The organism is Hyphomicrobium sp., assembly GCF_035548195.1.
In the GTDB taxonomy this organism is placed as follows: domain Bacteria; phylum Pseudomonadota; class Alphaproteobacteria; order Rhizobiales; family Hyphomicrobiaceae; genus Hyphomicrobium_B.
In genome coordinates, this window is sequence record NZ_DASZTY010000026.1 from 55,380 (window position 1) to 74,019 (window position 18,640).

17 protein-coding genes and 1 pseudogene are annotated in these 18,640 nt (G+C 60.0%); 7 read left to right on the top strand and 11 right to left on the bottom strand.

Features of this window, described 5'->3' with window-relative positions; all coding sequences use genetic code 11:
- Window positions 1–123: 123 nt before the first annotated feature.
- A complete protein-coding gene (locus VHB22_RS11985; RefSeq protein WP_325457210.1) occupies window positions 124–708 on the bottom strand; it encodes an RBBP9/YdeN family alpha/beta hydrolase in 585 nt (194 codons plus the stop codon).
- A gap of 142 nt (window positions 709–850) precedes the next feature.
- On the opposite strand from VHB22_RS11985, the gene VHB22_RS11990 reads away from it, so the two are divergent.
- The gene (locus tag VHB22_RS11990; protein ID WP_325457211.1) at window positions 851–1,339 is read left to right on the top strand and encodes a ferritin-like domain-containing protein; all 489 of its coding nucleotides are present in this window, start codon (window positions 851–853) and stop codon (window positions 1,337–1,339) included.
- A gap of 64 nt (window positions 1,340–1,403) precedes the next feature.
- Here VHB22_RS11990 and VHB22_RS11995 read toward each other — a convergent pair whose 3' ends face one another.
- From VHB22_RS11995 to purB, 6 genes and pseudogenes are all read right to left on the bottom strand, one after another.
- Window positions 1,404–1,589, bottom strand: coding sequence for a hypothetical protein (locus tag VHB22_RS11995; RefSeq protein ID WP_325457212.1), 186 nt, complete (start codon window positions 1,587–1,589; stop codon window positions 1,404–1,406).
- Window positions 1,590–1,653: 64 nt separating this feature from the next.
- Window positions 1,654–3,162, bottom strand: a complete 1,509-nt coding sequence (locus VHB22_RS12000; protein WP_325457213.1) for an ArnT family glycosyltransferase — start codon at window positions 3,160–3,162, stop codon at window positions 1,654–1,656.
- Window positions 3,162–3,488, bottom strand: coding sequence for a GtrA family protein (locus tag VHB22_RS16355; protein ID WP_414652741.1), 327 nt, complete (start codon window positions 3,486–3,488; stop codon window positions 3,162–3,164). The genes VHB22_RS12000 and VHB22_RS16355 overlap by 1 nt, the downstream gene beginning before the upstream one ends.
- Before the next feature lie 255 nt (window positions 3,489–3,743).
- Window positions 3,744–4,310 (bottom strand): annotated as a pseudogene (locus VHB22_RS16360) (glycosyltransferase); the annotation flags it as partial.
- Between the two features lie 94 nt (window positions 4,311–4,404).
- Window positions 4,405–5,172: a phosphatase PAP2 family protein gene (locus VHB22_RS12010; RefSeq protein WP_325457215.1), complete on the bottom strand. Its 768-nt coding sequence runs from the start codon at window positions 5,170–5,172 to the stop codon at window positions 4,405–4,407.
- Window positions 5,173–5,289: 117 nt separating this feature from the next.
- Window positions 5,290–6,597: an adenylosuccinate lyase gene (gene purB, locus VHB22_RS12015; protein WP_325457216.1), complete on the bottom strand. Its 1,308-nt coding sequence runs from the start codon at window positions 6,595–6,597 to the stop codon at window positions 5,290–5,292.
- A gap of 418 nt (window positions 6,598–7,015) precedes the next feature.
- Here purB and VHB22_RS12020 point away from each other — a divergent pair, with 418 nt between their 5' ends.
- Window positions 7,016–7,219, top strand: coding sequence for a hypothetical protein (locus tag VHB22_RS12020; RefSeq protein WP_325457217.1), 204 nt, complete (start codon window positions 7,016–7,018; stop codon window positions 7,217–7,219).
- A gap of 131 nt (window positions 7,220–7,350) precedes the next feature.
- On the opposite strand, the gene VHB22_RS12025 is transcribed toward VHB22_RS12020, so the two are convergent.
- The gene (locus VHB22_RS12025; RefSeq protein WP_325457218.1) at window positions 7,351–7,593 is read right to left on the bottom strand and encodes a CDGSH iron-sulfur domain-containing protein; all 243 of its coding nucleotides are present in this window, start codon (window positions 7,591–7,593) and stop codon (window positions 7,351–7,353) included.
- Between the two features lie 325 nt (window positions 7,594–7,918).
- On the opposite strand from VHB22_RS12025, the gene VHB22_RS12030 reads away from it, so the two are divergent.
- On the top strand, window positions 7,919–9,400 hold the full coding sequence (locus VHB22_RS12030) for an amino acid permease (protein WP_325457219.1): 1,482 nt from the start codon (window positions 7,919–7,921) through the stop codon (window positions 9,398–9,400).
- A gap of 21 nt (window positions 9,401–9,421) precedes the next feature.
- On the opposite strand, the gene meaB is transcribed toward VHB22_RS12030, so the two are convergent.
- Window positions 9,422–10,375: a methylmalonyl Co-A mutase-associated GTPase MeaB gene (gene meaB, locus VHB22_RS12035; RefSeq protein WP_325457220.1), complete on the bottom strand. Its 954-nt coding sequence runs from the start codon at window positions 10,373–10,375 to the stop codon at window positions 9,422–9,424.
- Between the two features lie 220 nt (window positions 10,376–10,595).
- On the opposite strand from meaB, the gene VHB22_RS12040 reads away from it, so the two are divergent.
- Window positions 10,596–12,569, top strand: coding sequence for an acyltransferase family protein (locus tag VHB22_RS12040; RefSeq protein WP_325457221.1), 1,974 nt, complete (start codon window positions 10,596–10,598; stop codon window positions 12,567–12,569).
- 32 nt (window positions 12,570–12,601) lie between these two features.
- Here the strand turns inward: VHB22_RS12040 and VHB22_RS12045 are convergent, their stop codons facing one another.
- Window positions 12,602–13,258: a TIGR00730 family Rossman fold protein gene (locus VHB22_RS12045; RefSeq protein WP_325457222.1), complete on the bottom strand. Its 657-nt coding sequence runs from the start codon at window positions 13,256–13,258 to the stop codon at window positions 12,602–12,604.
- Window positions 13,259–13,552: 294 nt separating this feature from the next.
- On the opposite strand from VHB22_RS12045, the gene VHB22_RS12050 reads away from it, so the two are divergent.
- Both VHB22_RS12050 and VHB22_RS12055 read left to right on the top strand, forming a co-directional pair.
- Complete coding sequence (locus VHB22_RS12050; RefSeq protein WP_325457245.1) at window positions 13,553–15,046, top strand: LysM peptidoglycan-binding domain-containing protein; 1,494 nt, start codon at window positions 13,553–13,555, stop codon at window positions 15,044–15,046.
- A 35-nt stretch (window positions 15,047–15,081) separates the two neighbouring features.
- Window positions 15,082–17,022, top strand: coding sequence for an ABC transporter ATP-binding protein/permease (locus tag VHB22_RS12055; protein WP_325457223.1), 1,941 nt, complete (start codon window positions 15,082–15,084; stop codon window positions 17,020–17,022).
- Window positions 17,023–17,120: 98 nt separating this feature from the next.
- Here VHB22_RS12055 and VHB22_RS12060 read toward each other — a convergent pair whose 3' ends face one another.
- Window positions 17,121–17,573: a pseudoazurin gene (locus VHB22_RS12060; RefSeq protein WP_325457224.1), complete on the bottom strand. Its 453-nt coding sequence runs from the start codon at window positions 17,571–17,573 to the stop codon at window positions 17,121–17,123.
- A gap of 230 nt (window positions 17,574–17,803) precedes the next feature.
- Between VHB22_RS12060 and VHB22_RS12065 the strand changes: the two genes are divergently transcribed.
- Window positions 17,804–18,526 (top strand): hypothetical protein, encoded by a 723-nt coding sequence (locus tag VHB22_RS12065; RefSeq protein ID WP_325457225.1) that lies wholly within the window; start codon window positions 17,804–17,806, stop codon window positions 18,524–18,526.
- The last annotated feature ends 114 nt before the right edge of the window (window positions 18,527–18,640 follow it).

An 18,640-nucleotide genomic window follows, 5' to 3' on the forward strand; every position in this document is an offset into this window, starting at 1 on the left:
CGGCTCTAGATGGCCGGGTCAAGCCCGGCCATGGAGTTGCGAGGATGGGACCTCACCGCATTGGACCGCGGGCTCTCCACTCGTGATGTCGTCCCAACCTGCGAGGGATGGCGTCATTTGCACTTACCCGAGCTGGCTCAGGAACTTTCCGAACTGCAGCAACCCCTCGGGCCAGGGGCCGTGACCCGATTCCACGTTGATATGGCCGCTTTCCCCCGCGTCGCTCAGCGTTGCACCCCATTTGTCCGCGAGATGCTCCGCACGTGCGTAGCTGCAATAGAGATCGTTGTTTGCAACAACGAGATGCGACGGGAACGGCAGGCGGCGCTCCGGCATTTTCTCAAATCCGCGCGGACCCTTTTCGGGCGGCCACCGTCTGCCGCCGGTATCCGGCCAGAATTGAGCGTAGTCGACATCCGCCGGAGCGACGAGAAACGCTCCGATTACGCCGCTGCGCTTGAGTTTGTCGGCAGCGTAAACAAGCGCCGGGACGCCCAGCGAGTGCGCAACAGCGACCACTGGTTGCGTTGCGCCGCTGGCAAATTTCGCCATCCGGTCGCCCCAGGTCTCGACGTCCGGATTGTCCCAGTCTTCCTGAATGACTCGGCGCGCCGTCCTCAAATTCCGCTCCCAGCGAGTCTGCCAGTGATCGGAACCTGAATTCTGCCAGCCAGGTACAATGAGAATGTCGACGTCGGAGGTTTTCATCGCCGATGCATAGCGAAGCCGCACTCAGGATGGAAGAGCGCCCCTTCGCATGCGCGGCCTACACTTATGCGGGTTCGGGAACCACTGCGCCCCGCTGGCGTTGCAGCCAGACACGATTCCCCCCGCGTATAGGAGATGCCCAATGAAAATCGAAAAACTGGAAGATCTTTTTATCCATACTCTCGAAGACGTCTATTTTGCTGAGGGCAAGCTGGTGAAGGCCCTTCCGAAAATGGCCAAGGCTTGCGACTCTCCCGATCTCGCTAAGGCGTTCATGGGCCATCTCGAAGAGACCAAGGAGCACGTCGCGCGCCTCGACGAAGTCTTCAAAGCGCTTGGCCGTAAATCGAAGGGGGTTGAATGCCCGGCGATCAAGGGCATCCTTGAGGAAGGCGAGGAGCTGATGTCCGAGGTCGAAGATCCCGACACACGCGACGCCGCGATGATTGCCGCCGGCCAAGCCGCCGAGCACTACGAAATCACGCGCTACGGAACCCTTGTTTCGTGGGCCAAACTTCTCGGCCACAAGGACGTCGCCGCCATTCTTCAAAAAACGCTGAAGGAAGAGTACGGCGCTGACGACAAGCTGACGAAACTTGCCGAGAGCCGTCTTAATAAAGAAGCGGCCTGATTATTCGGCGGTTTGTTAGATAGGTTCGGCGAGACCTGCATCGGTGGCCAGGTCTTGCCGTCCGTCAATCGATATTGCGGCGCGCTTCTGCAATCAAAGCGTTGAGTTGTTTTTGTAGCGCTCTGCCCGTCACCTGGTTGATCGAGTAGCCCTCTTTCTTCATGTCCCGCTTGACCTCTTGCACGGTCGCGCAGCGACCGGATTTGGCCAATTGGAAGGCGCGCTCAAGTGCGGAGGTATTTTGATCCATGACCAACCCTAGCACGAATGACGATCGTTCGTACAAACGCCAAAAAGCGCCCTTCGTGAAAACATTAAATCGGCGGGACGCGCGGGTCCGCCGCTAAATAGAGTTGATATGTGGCGCCGCCAGGAAGGCCGTTGGCGCGCGTCAGCGTTCCCACCTTTTTGACACCGCGGAATTTCGATTTCAGCAGCGCAAGGTCGATCCGCCGGTCGAGTTCGACGTAAAGCGCCGGTTTCCGTAGCGTTGCCGCCGGGATGCGCGGCAAAAACTCGTAGCGGATCCGTTGGTCGAGTTGCGCGACGTCGCTGCGGCCGCGGAGCGCCATTGCGAGTTGCCCGGTCGTCGCATAGCTAGACGTCGCGATCCAAGCGGCGTTTGTTTCGGCGCGTTTTCTGTCGATAGCGTCCGCGAGTGCGGGCCAGCCGTGCATTTGCTCGGTCGGATCCTTCATCCGCGCAGCAATCGGCATGGGCCGCAGCGCGTCAGCGTAAATGACGCCCGTCGCCAGAAAGCCGAGTGCCAATGCCGACGCAAACAGCGCTTTTCGCCGCCGCTCCAGCGTGATCGCTTCGATCGCGATCGCCGCACAGATCGCCAGAGGTGGATAAAGCGGCGCGGGCCAGTTGCCCTGCACGCGATCGTGCAGCGCGTGGAAGGTGAAATAGGCGAGCATCGGCAGCACGGCGGCCATTAGAAGGATATCGTTGCTCCGCCGCCGGGCAACGGCCGCGCGCGCAACGCCCAGAAGGCCAACCGCCGCGAAAATCGCGACCAACGGGCTCGCCAGCGCGATAATCGACCCGAGATATTCGAATAAATAAGCTGGGCCAAGCGTGCCGCTATGACCGACGCGGCCGAACTGCTTGGCGAACGACGCCCAGCCGTGCTCGGCATTCCAGATGACGACGGGCATCGCCGCCGCGACGGCAATCAAGCCTCCGATCCAAAGCTGCGGGGACCGGAACCACTTCCGGTTTTCGGGCGTGGCGACGAGCCAGAGCACGATGGTCGCGCCCAAAAAAAGGTTCGTGTATTTCGAAAGAAGTCCAAGCCCCGCGAAAACTCCGACGGCAAGCCACCAGTTTGCGTTTCGCGAACGATCGAGTTCCGCGAGCGACCACAACACAAGCCCAGCGAAAAGTACCGACGGCAAATCGGGTGTCATAAGGATGCCGCCGACGGCGAGAAGGGGCATGGCGAGGTAGAGCCAAACAGCAGTCTGCGCCGTCGCCCGGCCGTAAAGGAGATAGGCCGTCCGCCATAGCAAGAATGCTCCAAGCAAATGGCAGAATGGCGCGACCAATCTGATGCCGAGCGCCGAATCCCCGAGCAACATGCGGCCTCCTCCAATCATCCACGCGATCATGGGCGGATGGTCGAAGTAGGAAAGCGAAGGGGCCAGCGACCAGATACGATAGTAGGCTTCGTCGTCGGCAAGCCCCAACGACGACGCCATGACGAGACGAAGCGCACATAGGCCGAGTGCGACAGCGATCAGAAGATTATCCGCGGCGCCATAGATGCGAAGCCGGCGCAGCGAAGCGATCGCAGCAGGACGTTCGGTGACGACGCTCACTACGATTTTCTCCACGTCAGCATCGAGCTGACGGCATAGTTGAAGACAGCCGCCATCAAGGCGCCCGCGATGCCTGCGCGCCACCAGCTCGGATCGCGAAGATAGACCAGTTCGGCGACGCCGACGTTCGCCAGCGTACCGACACTGCAGACCAGGTAAAACGTCAACAAACCTTTGAGCGCGGCGATGCCGACAAGACGTCGGTCTCGGAACGTCAGCGCGTTGTTGAGGAAGAAATTGGATGTCATGGCAACGAAGGCAGCCGCCAATTGCGCGGCATTGAACGGAATGTGCATCGTCGTCAGAAGAGCGCGAAGGGTCGCCATATGCACCACGAGGCCAGAGGCTCCGACCAATGCGAACAGGAAAAAACGCGGCGGTACGGTGTTGCCGCTGAGTTTTGCAAGCAGCAGGCCCAGGAAGTCCGCGACGACCAACGCATCGAGCTTCGATTTGCCGATCTGGCGCGGCCTGAACGCATAAGGCATTTCGATGATCTTCAACGCCATTGGAGCCGACGCAAGAATATCGAGCAGAAGTTTGAAACCGCCGGTCGAAAGCCTCGGCGCAATTTCGTCGACGGCACTGCGCCGGATCATGAAGAAGCCGCTCATCGGATCGCTGACATTTGTCCTGAGAAGCAGGTTCGATAGTCGCGTGGCAAACGCGCTGGCGCTACGTCGGCGTTTCGAAAAGCCAGCATCCGCCGCGCCGGATTCGCCATAACGCGTCGCAATGACGAGATCGGCCTCGCCTCCTTCGACGGCCGACAGCATGCGTGGAAGCAATGTCTCGTCATGTTGGCGGTCCGCATCGATGACGGCTACGACGCCAGCCGCCGACGCCAGCATTCCTTCGATGACCGCGCCCGCGAGCCCGCGACGGCCGACGCGCCGAATGAGGCGCACGCGCGCGTCCAGTTCTGCTTGGGAACGGACCATGGTCGCTGTGCCGTCCGGACTGTCGTCATCGACGAAAATAACTTCCCAGGAAATGCCCGAAAGCGCCGTGTCGAGCGCTGCAATCGTCGGAACGATATTTTCAGCTTCACAGTACGTCGGCACCACCACTGTCAGACGTGGGCGCGTCTGGACCTCGGCCCGCCGTAGGGGGAAAGCCAGCGGTTGTGGCGGCGTTATGGCATTCATGGGTTTTCACCCGTTGGCCGGACCTGAATATCTAAACGTCTTTGGCGCTTAATGGACAGCATGCAAATCGAGTTGGCTAGTTGTGACGAACGGCTTAGGCCGCTGCGCCATTGCGTTCGACATGTCCGGCGGACTGAATTGTGTCAAAAAGGAGCTGAAGGGACGCAGCCGTAAGCGCCATCAAGATGCCCGCGAAAATGACATCCGATAGGAAATGACCGCCCTGCGCGATGCGGACCAGTCCTGCGAGACTGCCCAACACAATTCCCCCGGCAATCATCTTGCGCGAGTGACGCCGCAACAAAAATGCGCCCGCGAAAAACACGGTGTAGACGGACGAAGCTTCACCGCTCACGAATGAGCAATTTCTCACGCACTGGTCCGATGGCTGGAAGGGTGGAGTGAAGACCTTCGTCCCGCCGAATTCGGAAATGGTGTGGGGGCGGGCGCGGCCCCAGTGGTCTTTCAATCCGACGTTCGCAACGACGAGCGGGCCTGCGATCAAACAAAGGGCGAGGAGCAGCCACTGGCTGAACCCGAGGGAGAGCAGCGATCTGGTCGGCCGCGCCGAGACGACGAGCCCGACAACGGTCAAGGCACAGATCAGAGCGAAGAAGAGGTTGAAGACTGTCCGCAGAGCCCGGATCAATGGTGAAGTACTGCCGATGAACTGTCCCCCGTCGTAAAAAAGGCGAGAGATTGCGATGTCGAGATCGGGCACCAGCAGAAAGAGCAGGACAGCCGCGGCGCCGAGATAAAAGGTACGCCGCGCCATATCGACGGCCGAGACAGCTCGGGGCTTCGTCGGCTCGTACGAATCCCAGTAGCCCACTGCTCCAAAACTGACATTCGGCGCTAACATCGCGGCCCCCTGAATCCCAGGAGGCAACGTCGCCAGCGGAGGTGTCAGAGGCGTGTCAGTTTCAATACGTCCCGGTAACGGCAGCCCGAACGCACGGCGGTGTCGCCGCGACGCAACTCAAGCCGAACCAAACACGCGCCTGAAGATCGTATCGACGTGCGTCGTGTGGTAGTCGAGGTCGAACATCGCTTCGAGTTTCCCGGCTGGAAGCTTGGCTGCGACATCTTTGTCGTTCTTGAGTTCGGTCAAAAAGTCCTTGCCGTGCTCCCAGGTCTTCATCGCGTTCCTCTGAACGAGGGCATAAGCATCCTCGCGGCTGACTCCGGCCTGCGTCAGCGCCAGCAGCACGCGCTGGGAATTGTGCAGGCCGCCGAGCTTATCGAGGTTCTTCTTCATGGTCTCGGGATAGACGACAAGCTTCTCGATGACTCCCGCGAGCCGCACCAGGGCGAAATCGAGCGTAACCGTGGCATCGGGACCGATCATTCGCTCGACGCTTGAATGGGAGATATCGCGCTCGTGCCAGAGCGCCACGTTCTCCATCGCCGGAATGGCGTAGCCGCGGACGAGGCGGGCAAGCCCGGTCAGGTTTTCGGAAAGGACAGGGTTGCGCTTGTGCGGCATCGCCGAAGACCCTTTCTGGCCCGGCGAAAAATATTCTTCGGCTTCAAGGACTTCCGTCCGTTGTAAATGCCGGATCTCGATAGCCAGCCGCTCGATGCTGGAGGCGACAACGCCCAGTGTGGCGAAATACATGGCGTGCCGGTCGCGGGGAATGATCTGCGTGGAAACCGGCTCCGGTTCGAGTCCCATTTGCTCCGCGACGTAGACTTCGATCCTGGGATCGATATTCGCGAATGTGCCGACTGCACCCGAAATAGCGCAGGTCGCAACTTCCTTCCGGGCAGCGACCATCCGCTCACGGGCGCGTTGGAACTCGGCATAGGCATAGGCGAGCTTGACGCCGAACGTCGTCGGCTCGGCATGAATGCCGTGACTTCGCCCAATGGTGACGGCGTTTTTGAATTCGTACGCACGCGTCTTGAGTGCTTCGAGCAGCCGGTCGATGTCGGCGATGAGCAGGTCGGCGGCCCGGACTAGTTGAACGTTAAGACAGGTGTCAAGAACATCCGAAGACGTCATGCCCTGGTGCACGAACCGGGATTCCGGACCGATGAATTCCGCAAGGTGCGTCAAAAAGGCAATAACGTCGTGTTTGGTGACGGCTTCGATTTCCTCAATTCGCTGCACGTCGAATGTCGCCGCCGAACCTTTTTCCCAGATCTTTTTTGCCGCCGATTCCGGAATAAGCCCGAGTTGTGCACTCGCCGTCGCTGCATGTGCTTCGATTTCGAACCAGATCCGAAAGCGTGTCTGGGGCTCCCAGATCGAAGTCATTTCGGTGCGGGAATAGCGGGGAATCATGCGCGTAAATCCTTGATAATGCGCGGGGAGGGGTAGCAGACGGGCCCCGCCGCATCAATCGATACGGGAACCAAATGCAATCGCCATGCGCTGATCCATAGAGGAACGGCGCTCCCTTTCGCTTCGCAGCTAATGCTTTGCAACAATTTGTGAAGCAGCATCCAATTGCCCGGCCGACCTCTCGCCACGAAGGACTGGGCTAATACGCGTATTGGCGCTGGGGATATCGTGCTGTCGTTCAGCTACTATTCACGGCAGTTTGGTCACAGTCGCACAATTCGTCGATCATTCACTTTAATACCGCATTTTATTCGCCGATCGACGTGCCTAAGTTGAAAGATAGTGAGTCGGAGAGAATGTCCAGGCGTCGGGGAACGCCGATATCCTTTCCAAGAACGAAGCGGGAGACACTAAGGATATGGCACAACAGATGGGCAGCGGCGAGTTTGCCGAGCTGGTCCAGCAAATGGAACAATCGGACGACGATCCGCGCCAATGCTACGCACTCGTAAAGAAGCGGATTACGGAATTCCGGCGATCGGGGCGGGATGTTCCGGACGAGCTCTCAAAGCTGGAGCGGCGGTTGCTCTCGGAGTGCATGCAGGCCTCTCAGGGACGCTAAAGCCCTCCGGCGGATTGCGGCGTAGACAGATTATCGCGACAGGCCGAAGGCGAGGCCTGATAGGGGCGGTTTCGGAAGACTGTGACGCTCGGATAGGAGAGTTTCCAGCTCCGGTCCGGCTGCGGCGTTTTTCAGAGCACGTTGTGGGTGCCGTCGCAAAACGGCTCGTCGTCGGTGGCTTTACAACCGCACAAATTGAACGTTCCCGTGTGATCGACGGTAAATCGCAGGGGTTCGAAGGTCGTGCCCTCGTGCGAACCGTCGCAAAACGGCTGTGTTTTCGACCGGCCGCAGCGGCAAAACCAATATTCTTCGCCCTCGGTCAGTTCGACCTGATAGGGACCCGTTTGGGCGACAACCGCCTCATCCGACATCGCTGGACCTCCTTTTGGCATCGCCGCTGAGCGCCGAGTGCCCGAATTCGAAGACTCGCTATCGATTCTAATCGCGAAGGGCAAGTGCGGGAGGTATCGCGCGCCCATTCCGAAGCCAGCCTAATGCGTGCCAAACAAATGGCCGCTGCTGAATTTTCAGGCGCATAGCTGTCATTCCGTAGGTGGACATCGCGCATCGCCTGGGCGAAGCTCCCGCTTGCGCAGAATCCACGGGGGGAGAGAGCCGGGAACCGCGCATGGCGTTCGGCCACCGCGCCGCGCAAGGGCACATCTTACAGTTAAACGGGAATAGGGGAGCGGAGTCATGGCTAATCTCTTTCGCAAGAAGGCCGTCGCCTACGACAACTCCGAGTTCGGGCTGAAGCGGTGTCTCAGCGCGCTTGATCTGACGCTGCTCGGTATTGGCGCGATTATCGGAACCGGCATTTTTGTCCTGACAGGCCATGCGGCGGCTGTCCAATCCGGACCGGCGGTTGTCCTCTCGTTTATCGTGGCGGGCCTGGCGTGCGGCTTCGCGGCACTCTCTTACGCCGAACTGGCATCGAGTGTCGGCGGATGCGGCAGCGCTTATGGCTACAGCTACGCGGCTTTCGGGGAATTAATCGCCTGGATCATCGCTTGGGACCTGATCCTGGAATACGGCGTCTCGGTAGCTGCTGTCGCCAACGGCTGGTCCGGCTATTTCAATAACGCGCTCGAAGCCATGGGCATCGGCCTTCCGGACTACCTGACGAGAGGACCATCGGCGCTCGCCTGGAACGATTACCTCGGCGGCGCGCTGCAATGGTTTGGCTTCGACCCCACAGCAGCGGACGTACGCAACGGCGGCATGGGCGGCATCATTAATCTCCCGGCGGTCAGCGTGATCTTGCTGCTGATGGTTCTGCTGATCATGGGCGTCAAGGAAAGTGCGCGCATCAATGCCGGCGCCGTCGTGATCAAGCTTATCGCCGTCGCGATCTTCGTCGGCGTCGCGGTCTTCAACGTCAATCCCGACAACTGGTCGCCATTCATGCCGTTTGGATGGTTCAGCCATACGGGCGACCGGCCGGTCGGTGTGCTTGCCGGCGCTTCCATCGTCTTTTTCGCTTACGTCGGCTTTGATGCAGTCTCGACGGCCGTCGAGGAGGCGTATCAGCCGCAACGCGATGTGCCGATCGGCATCCTCGCGGCGCTGATCTTCTGCACGCTGATCTACGTCATCGTCTCGGCGCTGATGACGGGTATTGTGCCCTACCATGTGCTCAACGTGCCGTCGCCCGCTTCCGAAGCCTTGCTCCGCATCGGCCACAACACGGCTGCCGGTCTCGTCGCAACCGGCGTTGTCGCCGGGCTGACGACCGTCATGCTCGTCCTTTACTACGCTCTGACGCGCATCATCGTCGGCGTCTCGCGCGACGGCTTGCTTCCGGCTTTCTTTTCGGTCGTCAATCCCAAGACTCATACACCTGTGCGCACGACCGTCATCACGGGCTTTGTCATAATGATCATGGCGGGCTTCATTCCGCTCGGCATTCTGGCCGAGCTCGTCAACATAGGCACGCTGGCGGCATTCGTTCTCGTCTGCGGCGGTGTCATCGCGCTTCGCACCACGCATCCCGATATGCCGCGCCCATTCAAAACGCCGGGCGGGATCATTCTCCCGATCCTCGGCATTATCTCCTGTGGCGCGCTGATAGCGTTCCTTCCTTACGAAACGCACCTGCGCTTCATTGTCTGGCTGGCGCTGGGACTGGTGATCTACTTCAGCTATTCGGTCAAACGCAGCAAGCTGGCGATGGCCTGAGTCAAGGCAAAACGGCGGCCGCTAGTCTTTCAGCAAGCGCAGCGCCGCGTCATGCGGTGTCATCGTTCCGGAAAGAACGGAATCGGCGAGTGGCTCAAGCCCTCCCGATCCGCCTGCTTTGATGCGATTGGCCACGATATCCGAGGCCGCCCTCGCGATCAGATAGCGTGCCCGGCGGCGCCTGCGGCTGACCGGCTCTTGCGCCCGAACCTTCTTCCCGAAGCCGTCGAGCGTTTCGATGAGCGCCGGCACACCGTCGCCGTTTATGGCGCTCGTCTTCAATACTGGTACCTTGTCGGCCATCGTCGCGCGTATTGAAAGCGCGCCTTTGAGCTGGTGCATGGTTTGCTCGGCGCCTGGGCGATCGCCTTTATTGACGACGATCACGTCGGCGATCTCCAGCAATCCTGATTTCATGGCTTGGATGTCGTCGCCAAGCCCCGGTGCCGCGATGACGACCCGGATATCCGCGACCTCGGCAACATCGATCTCGTTCTGGCCCGTGCCAACCGTTTCGAGCAGCACGACATCAAATCCCGCGCCGTCGAGCGCGTCGATAACACGGACAGCCGCGGGTGATAGACCTCCGAGATAGCCACGCGACGCCAGAGAGCGCACGAATACCCCGTCGTCGTCGAGCGCGGACGTCATCCGAATGCGGTCGCCGAGAATGGCGCCGCCCGAAACCGGACTAGACGGATCGACGGCAATCACGCCGACCGTCCGGCCCGCCTTGCGCAGCTCTCCGATGATAGCGTTGACGAGCGTCGACTTGCCAGCTCCGGGCGGCCCCGTAAATCCGACCACTAGGGAATGTCCGAGATGGGGCTGCAACGCTTTAAGCAGCGGAGGCGCCGCTGCCGAAAGCCGTTCGAGTTCGGTGATCACGCTTGCAATCGCGCGCCGCTCGCCCGACCGCATTCGCGTGATTGTCTGCGGGATGTCGCTCTCCGCAATCCGGGCAACGGGAGGCATGAGTGTAGGCTCGGTCTTGGTCATAAGCGCTGATAAGTTGGAAGGACCCGAAGCGCAACGGGCTCGGCCAGATTCTCGGTCAGAGGGACGCACTTAACCACATCCGGGGCGCTTTGAGGGTTTTGCCCGCCGTCTCATCGTGTAAACCTGCGAGGGGCGACGCGATGATCGCATAGGGGGAGCATATGTCTGACAAGAGCCGGGGGCTCTGCGACCAACAATGAGTTCAACAAAGCCGTATCGCGCCGATATTGACGGCTTGCGCGCGATCGCGGTCGCCGGCGTGCTGGCGTACCATTTCAGCCTCGGCGGCGTAAGCGGCGGGTATGGCGGCGTCGACGTCTTCTTCGTGATCTCGGGCTTTCTGATCGCCGGGATCGTCAAATCGGAAATTGAATCCGGAACGTTTTCGATCACGCGATTTTATGTGCGCCGGATCCGCCGGATAATTCCGGCGCTGACGGCCTGCGTGCTGGTCAGCAGCCTGCTTGCTGCGTTGCTTCTTTTTCCGTCGGATCTGAAGAATTACGGCGGAAGTCTTCTCGCCGCAGTGACCTCGACCTCGAATTTTTATTTCCGCCGCGACACGGGCTACTTCGACGCTCCCGCCATAAACAAGCCGTTGCTTCACACCTGGTCTTTGGGCGTCGAAGAACAATTCTATTTGCTGTTCCCGATTCTGCTGGTCGCGCTTTTCGCGATCGATCGTAAGGCGATAAAATTCATATTGCTCGCCATCGCGTCGGCATCGTTTGCCTACAGCGTCCGCGACGTCGGAGACCATCCGCAGCAAGCTTTTTTTTCGACGCTCGGTCGCGTGTGGGAATTACTGACTGGAGCGCTGTTGGCATTCGAAATCGCGCCCCGGTTGTCGAGCAAGGCTGGCCGTGAGCTAGAGGGAATTTTCGGTGCTGCGCTGATCGCGATTTGCTTCTTCCGGTATACAAACGCCACCGAATTTCCGGGACTGACGGCGCTGCCGCTGTGCCTCGGAGCGGCCTTGATCATTCACTCGGGCGGCGGCACGCAGCCGACCCTGGTGGGACGTGCGCTCGCGTTGCCTCCTGTCGTCGCGCTGGGATTGATCTCCTACTCGGTCTATCTCTGGCATTGGCCGCTTATGGTGTTCTTCAGATATCGCTTTCCGGAAGCGTGGACGCTTCCGTCCCAGTTGGCGCTGCTGGCCGCGAGCCTGGCAATCGGCGCGCTCTCTTGGCGCTACGTCGAGCAACCGTTTCGGCATTGGCGGACCGCCTCGTCGCGTCCGGTATTCCTGACAGCTGGGATAGTAACGGTGGGGCTCGTCGTCCTGTCGCTCACGATGAGAGTACCCAAATGGCTCCAGCATTGGTCGCCCGAAGTTCTGGCCTCGACTGCTCCAACAGCCGCGAGCCAACGCGCCCAATGCCGGCCGTTACCAAATCCGATTGGCTATCCGAGTGAGATCTGTCGCCTGGGGCCAACCGAGCGATCTATCGACACGATCCTGTGGGGTGACAGCCATGCGCAAAAGCTAGCCATCGGGCTTGCCGCTTACGGCAAATTCCATGGTCATGCGTTGCTGGTTGAAACGTATGGCGGCTGTCCGCCGCTGCTTGGCGTCCAGCTCTATGGCCGCTCACGCAGCGTCAAATGTCCTGCCTTCAACAATGCTGTCGTCGCAAAAGCAATGACGCCCGGCATCCGGCAGGTGATCATCGCTGCACGCTGGGCGCTTTACGCCGAAGGAGAGCGCGGCGATGTTGACGGCGGAGCGGAGATCTATCTCAGCAATGAGGGCATCGAGAAGAATGCCCCAATCTTCGCCAACGCTCTTGAGACGACTGTGCGCAAGCTGGCCGATAGAGGCCTCCGTGTCATCGTCGTCGGCCCCATTCCCGAAAATGTTTTCAATCCCGCGCTGGCCTTCGAACGGTTCCACGCCTGGAAACAACCGCTTCCGCACGAGACGACGCTCAGCGCTTTTCTTCAGCGCGAGCGAAACGTCATGCCGGTTCTATCGCGCATCGCCAGGATACCGAATGTGCACGTCGTCTATCCGCACCTTAGGCTCTGCGATGCGCAAACCTGCCGCTACAGCGAGGACGGCCAGCCGCTCTATCGCGACACCAACCACCTGAATGCGGCTGGCCTTGCGGCGTTGGGCAACTTCTACGATCAGCTGTTCGCCGCCGCCCCGTTGGCACAGCGGTAGCCGTCAAAGACCATCAGTCTGCATCGCGAAGCTCAGAGCCGATCGACGACGGCGCGATTGCCCTCGTCAGATGCCGGCTCGGCGTTGGCGAGGATTGCCGGAACGATCTCCTCGGCCGTATCGACGACCGTGAAATGCACGTCGAGGCCAGAACGGATGAACGTCTCCCGCTTCATGTGTTCGAGCAGCTTTAAGAACGGGTCCCAGAAGCCTTCGATGTTGGCGACGACGATCGGCTTCGAGTGTCGTCCGAGCTGTGACCAGGTGAGCTGTTCGACAAGTTCCTCCAGCGTGCCGATGCCGCCGGGCAGCGCCACGAACGCATCGGCCCGGTCGAACATCAGCTGTTTTCGGATGTGCATGTTTTCGACGACGATCAATTCATCGACGTCCTTCAGCATCATTTCGCGCGCGCCGAGAAATTCGGGGATGATGCCTGTGACCTTGCCGCCTGCGCCGAGCGTAGCGCGCGCAACCTCACCCATAAGGCCGAGGCTCCCGCCGCCATAGACGAGCCGTATGTTTTGATCGGCGAGCGCCTTGCCGAGCTTTCGCGCGGCGACCGCGTATGCGGAGTTCTGGCCCTTCCCGGAGCCGCAATAGACGCATACGCCTCGAATTGGGGATGTCTCCTTGAGCGGTCTACGTGCTGCCGGAACAGCTTCCGGCCCCTTCACGATCTCTTCCATTCCTGTTCCATTTCAAATCGACGGTATACGTTATGTAAGATGTCTGGGCCCAGGCACCAGCACATGGCATCGCCGCGATGAGGCTTTCTGAGGGCGTGGTTGATTGCCGGCCGAGCAAAAGCGAGCCCCGGGGGCGCCCCACGGTGGCCCATCGGGTACACGCGTTTGCTACATCTTTGCGCCGTCTTGGCTGTGAGCGCGAAGGTGTGCTTAGCTCGCTTAAACGACTTGCAAGGCAGTATGATGAAGTGTGGGCAACCTGCCGTTTCTGCTAGGAAAACGGCCGCTACAGTGATGCGTGTAGGGGCGCTCGGCCTTGTCGCTCTGGTTGTGCTTCGGCCGATACCGTCCAGCGCCGCGATCGACCGGGGTCGCGATGATGCCATACGCACGGATACCTGGGTCGGAGATGACGCCTTTGCATGGATCGATGGAACCTCGGTCGACCCGAGAGTTCGATTAGCCGATGCTGCCGCCCCGCCCGCCCAGTCGCGAGTTCGTGACACGGCAAAGCCTCACAAAGCGGACAATCCGCCCGATGGCCTGAGCGTGCTCGATCGCATCCAGGACTGGCTTGCCCGAGCCAATCGCGAATATGAGACGACCATAATCCCGCGTTTGTCCACTCCGACACCTGAGAGCATCGCTCGGGAAAAAGCGGCGGAAAAAAATCGCGAGGACGAGAAGAACGCCACGGCGGCGGAAGCAGCGAAGAAGGCGGAAGAAGAACGTCAGGCCGCGGAAGCCGCAAGGAAAGCCGAAGCCGAACGTCAGGCCGCAGAAGCTGCAAAGAAAGCCGAAGCCGAACGTCAGGCAGCGGAAGCCGCAAAGAAAGCCGAGGCCGAACGTCAAGCCGCAGAAGCTGCAAAGAAAGCCGAGGCGGAACGTCAGGCAGCGGAAGCCGCGAAGAAAGCCGAAGCCGAACGCCAGGCAGCGGAAGCTGCAAAGAAAGCCGAAGACGAACGTCAAGCCGCAGAAGCTGCAAAGAAAGCCGAAGCCGAACGCCAGGCAGCGGAAGCCGCGAAGAAAGCCGAAGCCGAACGTCAAGCCGCAGAAGCGGCAAAGAAAGCCGAGGCCGAACGCCAGGCAGCGGAAGCCGCAAAGAAAGCCGAAGCGGAACGCCAGGCAGCGGAAGCCGCAAAGAAAGCCGAAGCCGAACGTCAGGCAGCGGAAGCCGCGAAGAAGGCGGAGGAAGAACGTCAGGCCGCCGAAGCCGCGAAGCAAGCCGAGGCCGAACGCCAGGCAGCGGAAGCCGCGAAGAAAGCCGAAGCCGAACGTCAAGCCGCAGAAGCGGCGAAGAAGGCCGAGGCCGAACGCCAGGCAGCGGAAGCCGCGAAGCAAGCCGAGGCCGAACGCCAGGCCGCAGAAGCGGCAAAGAAAGCTGAGGCGGAACGTCAGGCCGCAGAAGCTGCAAAGAAAGCCGAGGCGGAACGCCAGGCAGCGGAAGCCGCAAAGAAGACCGACGCCGAGGCGAAACCGACCCCATCAGTAACCGCCGAAACCGCGCAACCCACAAAATCCGCGAAAGCATCGGCTCGGAAGATCGCCCATCGAACGGCCGTCAGGCGCTGGATAAGGCGCACGCGGACATGCCGCTTTGCGGGGCACCGCATTCGCCCCCCTGGCCGCTATGTTGTTCGTCGCGGCGATAGTCTCTGGCGGATTTCGCGGCGTCACTATAGGAGAGGCTGGCTTTATTGGCGGCTATTTCGCGCCAACCGCAACATTATTCGGAACCCGAATCTGATTTATCCTTGTCAGCGCCTCTTCATTCCGCGCCGTCGCTGATGGACATTCCTGTCCGCTGACCCTATTTCAACGCGATGCAGCAAACAGTCAGCAACGGCACCGCAAAGCGCGGCGGAAACGCGGCGCGTCTCAAACCGTCTTCGGAAAGCGGCCGCGTCGTTCGCGCATTGTGGCCCTACGTCTGGCCCCACGACCGGCCTGATCTCCAGCGGACCGTTCTCGCCTCATTGGTGTTGATCGTCATCGCCAAGGCTGTGACCGTTGCAGTGCCCTTTACGCTGAAATGGGCGACCGACGCACTCGTCGCCGCAACCGGTGGACACGTCCCGGCGAACCAGACGCTGCCCTGGCTGATCGGCGCGCCTATCCTGGCATGCATCTTCTACGGCGTTGCGCGCATCGTCATGTCGCTGCTGATGCAAGTGCGCGAGGGCATGTTCGCGCGAGTCGCGATGCACGCGGTCAGAACCCTGGCGCTGGCGACCTTCGAGCATATGCACCGGCTGTCGCTGCGCTTCCATCTTGAGCGCAAGACCGGCGGCTTGACCCGCGTTCTTGAACGCGGCCGGACAGGAATAGAAAACATCAGCCGCATGGCGCTGATGACCCTCATTCCGACGATCGTCGAATTTTTGATGATCATCGGCGTTTGCGCCTTCGAGTTCGACTGGCGCTATGTGGTCACGATCGTCGGAATGATCATCTGCTATTTGTGGTTCACGGTCCGCGCCACGGATTGGCGGGTCCAGATTCGTCGCGCCATGAACGAAAGCGATACCGATGCCAACACTAAGGCCGTCGACAGTCTTCTGAATTACGAGACGGTGAAGTATTTCGGTGCCGAGAAACGCGAAGCCGAGCGCTACGACAAATCGATGGCGCTTTATGAAAAGGCCAGCATCAAGACGTTCACGTCGCTCGCGGTCCTCAACTCGGGCCAGGCGATCATCTTCACCATCGCGCTGACGATCTGTCTGGTCATGGCCGCGAACGACGTGCTCACCGCGCATTCAACTGTCGGGCGCTTCGCGATGGTGAACCTGCTGATGCTGCAGCTTTTCATGCCGCTCAATTTCATGGGCATGGTCTATCGCGAGATCAAGCAAGGGTTGACGGACATCGAGCGCATGATGGAAGTGCTCGAACAAAATCCCGAAGTTGCCGACCGGCCCAATGCGAAGCTTCTGCGCGTCAATGGCGGCACGATCCGCTTCGATCATGTCGGCTTTTCCTATGATCCCGGCCGCGAGATTCTAAAGGACGTTTCGTTCCAAGTGCCAGCCGGCAAGATGGTGGCGATCGTCGGACCATCCGGTGCGGGCAAGTCGACCGTCGGTCGCTTGCTTCTGCGATTCTACGACGTGACGAGCGGAAAGATAACGATCGACGGTCAGGACCTTCGCGATGTCACGCAAGCCTCGCTGCGTGCCGCGATCGGCGTCGTGCCGCAGGATACCGTGTTGTTCAACGATACGATCTTCTACAACATTAAATACGGTCGTGCCGATGCTACCGACGACGAGGTCATCGCTGCCGCCAAGATGGCGCAGATCGACGATTTCGTCAGAATGCTTCCCGACGGATACAACACGATGGTCGGCGAACGCGGCTTGAAACTCTCAGGCGGAGAGAAGCAGCGCGTAGCGATCGCGCGCACGATCCTGAAAGCGCCGCCGATCCTGATCCTCGACGAAGCGACGAGCGCGCTCGACAGCCACACGGAAAAAGAAATCCAGGACGCCCTTGACCGCGTCGCGAAAGATCGCACGACCGTCGTCATCGCCCATCGGCTTTCGACGATCATCCACGCCGACACTATCCTCGTTCTGGAAGCAGGCCGCGTCGTCGAGCAGGGGACGCACGCCGAGCTGATCGCGAAAGGCGGCCTCTACGCGAGTCTCTGGGCGCGTCAGCGCCAAGCCGAAAAAGCACGCGAAGAACTCGCGCACGCACTCGAAGAAGCGGGCGAAGCGCGGCGCGGCGAATCCATGTTCGAAACTGTGGACTCAAACTAACCCCCGGAGCAGGAGTCGGGAGAAACCTGCTCCGGGGAGGGACGAGTTCCGCCTTGTCCCGACCGGGAAACGGGAGGACGCAACTCGATTTCCGGTCTTTACGGAACGACCTTTTCGACCTCGCCATCGAGGCGTTTCTTCGCAAGGCCGCTTGCCTTGAAGGCTTTGACTTTGTCGAGGTTGACGGGTTTGCCCACTTGCACCAGGGCGACCATCCCCATGCCGTAATGCGGCAGGCATTTGAAGACGTAGAGCCCATCCTTCTCTGCCTTGAATACCACCTCTTTACTGAACGCGCCTTTGACCTTCGCGACACTGTCCGGCCAGATCTCCGGAACGCTCTCCGCATTGTGGCCCTTGTCTTTCGGCACGAATTTCACCGTGTCGCCGACGGCAACATTGAGAAAGCCGGGCTGGAAGGCCATCCGGTTTCCGGCATCGTCCTGATTGCGCATCTCGATCACGTGCTCTGCGGCGTGGCCCATACGTGGCACAAGAACGGCTGCGAGCGTGATGCCGCTCGCGAACAAGATCTGACGTGAAAGTTTCAAGGCAGGCTCCCTGGGTCCGAATTATTATTTACAAAAAAAGTATAGAATAAAGGGGCCGCCCTCTCAAGCCGGGAGAGCGTCAGGAGGAGCGGCTTAAGGAAGCAACAAACAAGCGTGATCTAAAACGCTTCCAGTTCTGCGCCTATTTGGAACTGGCGGCAGGAACTTATACCCGGCGTCATTACCGCTGTCAGAATGCGAAGCGGTTCCTGTCCCATCGGAAGAAAAGATTGAACACGGAAGATTTCATCGCGCGCATAAGGAAAACCGGGGCGGCGGTATCGCGCGCAGCCGTCATCACATTTTGGGCCGTGCGCGAGATTTTCCGCACAGCCTGGCAACTGTCGCGCGGGCCATTGATTGCAGCGCTGAACGTCGTCGCAGCGCTGATCGTTCTGTTCGAGGAATGGGGATGGCGGCCGCTATCCGAATTTCTTGCTCGTCTCGCAAAGTATGCGCCCGTCGCGGCGATCGAGCGCTGGATCGCTGGTCTTCCTCCCTATGCTGCGCTTTTTGCCATAGCGCTTCCGACGACGCTGCTGCTGCCGCTAAAATTTGTCGCCGTCTGGTTGCTCGCCAACGAGCATTTCGCCACCGCGACGTTGTTATTCCTCGGTGCGAAAGTGGCGTCGACGGCGTTGATCGCCCGCGTCTTCATTCTGACCAAACCAGCATTGATGCGGATTGCGTGGTTCGCTAGCGCCTACAACTGGTTTGTGCCTTGGAAAGATGCGTTGTTCGCGCAGATTCGTGCGTCCTGGGTTTGGCGCTACGGGCGCATGCTCAAAACCCGTATTCGGCTTGAATCGACGAGAATATGGACCCGTCTCAAGCCCGGACTTGCACGAGGATGGCGGCGCTGGACCGGCTTCGAACCGCCAAGCGTCTTGCGAAGTGAGTCGCAAAATGTGCTGCCCAACGCCGATTCGCAGAAAATTTGCAAAGGACGTTGAAGGCGAAAGCGGGAATTCGATCCCTGTACAGCGAACAGATGGCGGCAACATGCCTCCTTTATATTGCGCGCCGGACACAGCGCTCCAGCCGAAATCTTAAGGCGCTTGCCGCAA